Origin of the sequence: Bacteriovorax sp. DB6_IX (assembly GCF_000447775.1) — a bacterium.
In the GTDB taxonomy this organism is placed as follows: Bacteria; Bdellovibrionota; Bacteriovoracia; order Bacteriovoracales; family Bacteriovoracaceae; genus Halobacteriovorax_A.
On the sequence record NZ_AUNJ01000289.1, the window covers coordinates 1 to 4,923 of the forward strand.

Here is a 4,923-nt window from a genome sequence, read left to right on the forward strand (position 1 = left end):
TTTCTTAGAAAAGAAAGAGGTTTCTGAGATTATAGAAGTTAAAGGTTGTGAAAAAGCTCTTCCGATCTATTCAACTCTCTATAAGAAAGAGACTATAGGGAATTCTTCGCAAAAAGTGATACAACTCGATTCTTATCCTCAGGCTGGATAGAGACAGCAAAAACACTCTGAGAGTGTTCAAAGACTTGCGCCTGGACTTCATGCTGCTCTAATAGTTTAAGAAAAGACTGATGATTGAAGTTTTTAAAGATCTCTTTACTTAATAATGAGATAATCATCGCTCCCTCATCTAAGCGAGTTGTGATTCCAATTGCGCCGTCACTTTCTTCTAGCGATATTTTAGTTCCCGCTCCAGTAGGATTAAAAGTACTCTTTACGATTAGCTCGATAGACCTTTCTCTTAAAGGGGCCATTGTTCTAGGAAAGAGAACCTTCGCCCCTTTCTCCGTTAACAACTCAGCTTGTTCATAAGAGAGCTTTTCCAAAATCTTTACGTCAGAATAGACTTTAGGGTCACATTGAAAGATGCCATCAACATCTTTCCAAACAACGAGTTTCTCAGCGCTAATGGCCCAAGAAAGAATTGCTGCAGTGTAATCAGAACCCTCTCGACCGAGGGTCGTCGTATTTCCGGCCAGGTCTTTACCAATAAAACCTTGGGTAATATAAACCTTGTCCTTCTCAATTAGAGAGCGTCTCTCATTTATCTCGTAAAACAGCGGTGAAGCTGATGAGAATTTATTATTCGTTACCACAATATCTCTGGCATCGAGAAACTGATACTGCTTCCCATGGAACTTCTGATCTAAGAAATGAAAGAGAATAGCAGAGGAAGCGCGTTCACCAATTGAATAAATAGCATCCATTAATTGAGCATTTAATCCGCCCATTCTCTGAACATCATTGACTGAATTGAGAAGTTCTTCTTTTAAAGACTCAAGATCATTTTTTACAATCTCCGTAATCTCGAGATCATCCGTTAGCTTATAATGCTTATCTAAGAGATTCTCTATAAGTTCTTGAGCATCATCAATAGAGCGAACTGCAGCCGCAGCAATCTCTTCAAGCTCATTTGTCGTATTATGAGTTGCCGATAAAACGACAACTGACAAGTCTTGCGAGGAATTGATAATATTGGCAATACTTCGAAGCGCTTCTGCGCTTCGAATAGTACTACCACCAAACTTATATACTTGAGTCAAAACTTTACCTTAATCTCTAGTGAGTTTCTTATAAGTGTAACGCTTAGGATTGATTGCATTCTCTCCTAGACGACGCTTCTTATCTTCTTCATATTCTTCGAAGTTACCTTCAAACCATACAACATTTCCTTCTCCTTCAAAGGCAAGGATATGAGTTGCAAGTCTATCGAGGAAGAATCTGTCGTGGGAAATAATAACCGCACAACCTGCATAATCAACAAGGGCCTTCTCAAGCGCTTGAAGAGTATTTACATCAAGGTCGTTTGTAGGCTCATCCAGTAAAAGAACGTTTCCACCCTCTTTTAAAACTTTGGCCAGGTGAACTCTATTTCTTTCCCCACCAGAGAGTTCCGATACTTTCTTCTTTTGATCTTCACCAGAGAAGTTGAACTTAGCAATATAGGCCCTTGAATTAACTTCTTGTTCGCCTAATTTAATAAATTCAGTTCCATCAGCAACAACATCGTAAATTGTCTGATTAGGATCAAGATCACGACCTTGGTCAACGTAAGCAAGCTTTACTGTTTCACCAACATCAAATGTTCCTGTCGTTGGAGCTTCTTGGCCTGTAATCATTTTGAAAAGAGTTGTCTTACCAGCACCGTTTGGCCCGATAATCCCTACGATACCTCCAGGAGGAAGCTTAAACTCAAGGTTTTCATAGAGAAGTTTATCACCAAAGGCTTTAGAAACACCTTGGGCATCAATAACTTTATTTCCAAGTCTTGGACCTGGTGGGATGAAAAGATCATTAGTTTCATTTCTCTTTTCAACAGAGTGTTTAGCTCTTTCTTCATAATCCTTAATACGGGCCTTCGATTTGGCCTGACGTGCTTTAGGAGAAGATCTAATCCACTCGAGCTCTTCTTTCATGGCCTTTTGTCTCTTAGACTCAGTCTTCTCTTCTTGAGCGAGACGCTTGGCCTTTGTATCTAGCCAATCTGTATAGTTACCTTCAAATGGAATCCCCTCTCCTCTATCGAGTTCAAGAATCCAACCCGCAACATTATCTAGGAAGTATCTATCGTGTGTTACAGCAATGACTGTCCCTTTATATTGTTGTAAGTGTCTCTCAAGCCACCATACTGTTTCAGCATCAAGGTGGTTTGTTGGCTCATCGAGAAGAAGAATTTCTGGCTCTTGAAGAAGAAGTCGACAAAGAGCAACCCTTCTTTTTTCCCCACCAGAGAGAACACCACATCTTTGATCTGAAGGTGGACAATTTAAAGCTTCCATTGCAAGTTCAAGACGACTATCAAGATCCCATGCATTTGAAGCATCTAACTTATCTTGTAGTTTAGCTTGCTTATCAAGAAGATCATTCATCTCATCATCACTCATTGGCTCAGAGAACTTCATACTCATTTCTTCAAACTGCTTAAGCATATCAACGACTTCTTGACACCCTTCCTGAACAATTTCTCTCACTGTTTTTTCTGGATCAAGTTTTGGCTCTTGCTCTAAGTAACCAACTGTATAACCCTTCGCTAAGTGAGTTTCACCTAGGTGATCATTATCAAGTCCGGCCATAATTTTTAGCAGTGTTGATTTACCAGCACCGTTAAGACCTAGAACACCAATCTTGGCACCATAGAAATATGAAAGTGAAATATTCTTTAGTACGTGTTTACTCTTATAAACTTTTCCAACTCTGTTCATTGAGTAAATAATTTGCTTATCGTTTTGATAGCCCATTTATAATTCTCCAGTTCGATTATTTGTATTAATTTAAACACCTCTAAAATACCTATAACACCAAGGAATTTCAATCAAATCTCACCGAACTGACGCGTCTGCTCTGTTAAAAACTCATCTTTGTTAAAAAGAGAAATACTGCAATAAGATAGACAGAGAAATAAAAAAGGCAGAGCCATAAAAACCTTAAAATTGTCACCCTCTTTTCCATTTTCTCGGCCTCAAAATCAAAGAGCTCCCAGATTTCATTGGTAAAGAGTGTCATCTCCTCTTCAACAGGCTCCCCCCTTTCTTTTCTTTGCTCAAGAATGCTCTCCAAACGTGATAAATGAGTCCTAAGCTTACCTTGGCTAGACTCATAGAGTGACAGGATATTCGACTTTTCAATGGCCTCATTGACGCCGATGCCAATTTGAAAAAGAAGCTTTAATCGATAAATAGACTTGAAGGCCATTTCGAAAACGGCGAGATCTCTGTGATAGAGCTTCTTATGAAGCCAAAGGAATGTGATTAAACCGAATACTTGCCAAATAACAATAGGCACAATGAAGAAGTAGGAAATCTGAAAGCTTAGTATCGAAGCACTATAAAAGAGAAATGCCCAAGTGATCATGGCCGCAACGAAGAACTGGCCAAGAGAGGAGCTTATCAACTCCCCCATTTTCTTTTGCCTAGACAGATCCTTAAGTAGCGATGATTTGATGACATCGCGAGGTGCCTGTAGTGGGGAACCATAAGTATTTGAAAAGTTGAGGATGTCAGAGATCAGATCATTGAAGAATTTATAGCTCTGAAGCTCATTTAAAGAACTATCCGCTCGCAAAAACATAATCTGCCCATAGAGGCGCTGTCCCTTAGAGTATTGAGATTCGAGAACTCTAAGTAATTGATTTTTCACATGAAATAGTTTATCAATAAAACTATCCTTAATGCACAACGATAAAAGAATAAGTAAGGGATATAGCATAATTTCCATAATCAACTCCTACTTCTTGACGTAACTTTGATCTAATGGAATAACAATTTTTATGAAGCATGAAGTTAATAAAATTCAGAAACGAAATAGTGTCTCTGTGGCAAATGAGTCAGATGTAAGAAATCATCCGGATTTCTATATTGATGATCAGGCCCTAGAAGAGCTTCAGCTATTTTGCCAAGAACTTAATCCCTATGAAGAGTTAAGCCTTGAAGAAAAGCTTAGACTCCAAGAGTATGGGATCATGGACTTAGCAAACCCTTTTGAAATTACAAACAAACTGCTTCTCATCCTAGAAAATAATATCCAATATCGCGAAAAGCTTGGCGAAAGTCAGTAGCGATCATTAAGTAGAGAAATCCCAATGGCAAGAACACCTAGAGTTGAAATCCATCCAGCTAGTATTAAGCATATAAAGAAAGGACATCCTTGGATTACCCTCGATCGTTTTTCAGCAAAATTTCCAAAGGGAGCTAAATTTCTAAGATCTCGATTAGATGAGAAGAATTTTGTCGTACTCCTTAATGATCCGAACCACCCGAATGTGAAGGCTAGAGTTTGGGATATTAGCGAAAAGTCACTTATTGAAGATAAGGAATTTGTTTACGCTCTAAAGGGAAGGCTCTACCGCTCTATTGAGCTTAGACCACAATCAAACTTTGATAGAGAGAACTACTATCTTTGCTTTGGAGAGGCCGATGAACTTCCAGGACTCTTTGTTATCAAATTAGCGAATCAAATTCTCATTCAATTCTATGCAGACTTTTGGAATCATTTTGAAAAAGATGTCGTTCGTATTATTGCGGAAAAATTTCCTAATGAAACCCTATGGGTACAAAAGAGAAATCTTAACCAGGAAAAAGAATTCTACTGTGCAACAGACAAGAGAAAGAAAGAGGAAAATATCGTTCTCACTGAGTATGGTGTGAAATACCATGTGAAGTTTAATAAATATTATGACATTGGTATTTACACAGATATGGCCGCAATTCGTGAAAGAGTTGGAAAGAATATTGAAGGTAAAGATGTTCTCAACCTCTTCTCTTATAC

5 protein-coding genes are annotated in these 4,923 nt (G+C 38.5%); 2 read left to right on the forward strand and 3 right to left on the reverse strand.

Translation table 11 applies throughout. The features are described 5' to 3' along the window. Positions 1 to 92: 92 nt before the first annotated feature. The 3 genes from M901_RS08485 to M901_RS08495 form a co-directional block, all read right to left on the reverse strand. Positions 93 to 1,202 (reverse strand): aspartate kinase, encoded by a 1,110-nt coding sequence (locus M901_RS08485; protein WP_021277785.1) that lies wholly within the window; start codon positions 1,200 to 1,202, stop codon positions 93 to 95. A gap of 9 nt (positions 1,203 to 1,211) precedes the next feature. Continuing rightward, complete coding sequence (gene ettA / locus M901_RS08490; RefSeq protein ID WP_021277781.1) at positions 1,212 to 2,897, reverse strand: energy-dependent translational throttle protein EttA; 1,686 nt, start codon at positions 2,895 to 2,897, stop codon at positions 1,212 to 1,214. A gap of 106 nt (positions 2,898 to 3,003) precedes the next feature. Beyond that, positions 3,004 to 3,873, reverse strand: coding sequence for a hypothetical protein (locus M901_RS08495; RefSeq protein ID WP_021277784.1), 870 nt, complete (start codon positions 3,871 to 3,873; stop codon positions 3,004 to 3,006). A 52-nt stretch (positions 3,874 to 3,925) separates the two neighbouring features. Between M901_RS08495 and M901_RS08500 the strand changes: the two genes are divergently transcribed. Both M901_RS08500 and M901_RS08505 read left to right on the forward strand, forming a co-directional pair. Continuing rightward, positions 3,926 to 4,213 (forward strand): hypothetical protein, encoded by a 288-nt coding sequence (locus tag M901_RS08500; protein WP_021277782.1) that lies wholly within the window; start codon positions 3,926 to 3,928, stop codon positions 4,211 to 4,213. Between the two features lie 24 nt (positions 4,214 to 4,237). Further along, the coding region (locus M901_RS08505) for a class I SAM-dependent methyltransferase (protein ID WP_021277783.1) at positions 4,238 to 4,923 on the forward strand (686 nt) is incomplete at its 3' end.

Bases quoted from the DNA above. Each gene is read 5' to 3' on its own strand.
- ettA (WP_021277781.1), bottom strand. From the start codon at position 2,897: ATGGGCTATCAAAACGATAAGCAAATTATTTACTCAATGAACAGAGTT.
- M901_RS08495 (WP_021277784.1), bottom strand. From the start codon at position 3,873: ATGGAAATTATGCTATATCCCTTACTTATTCTTTTATCGTTGTGCATT.
- M901_RS08500 (WP_021277782.1), top strand. From the start codon at position 3,926: ATGAAGCATGAAGTTAATAAAATTCAGAAACGAAATAGTGTCTCTGTG.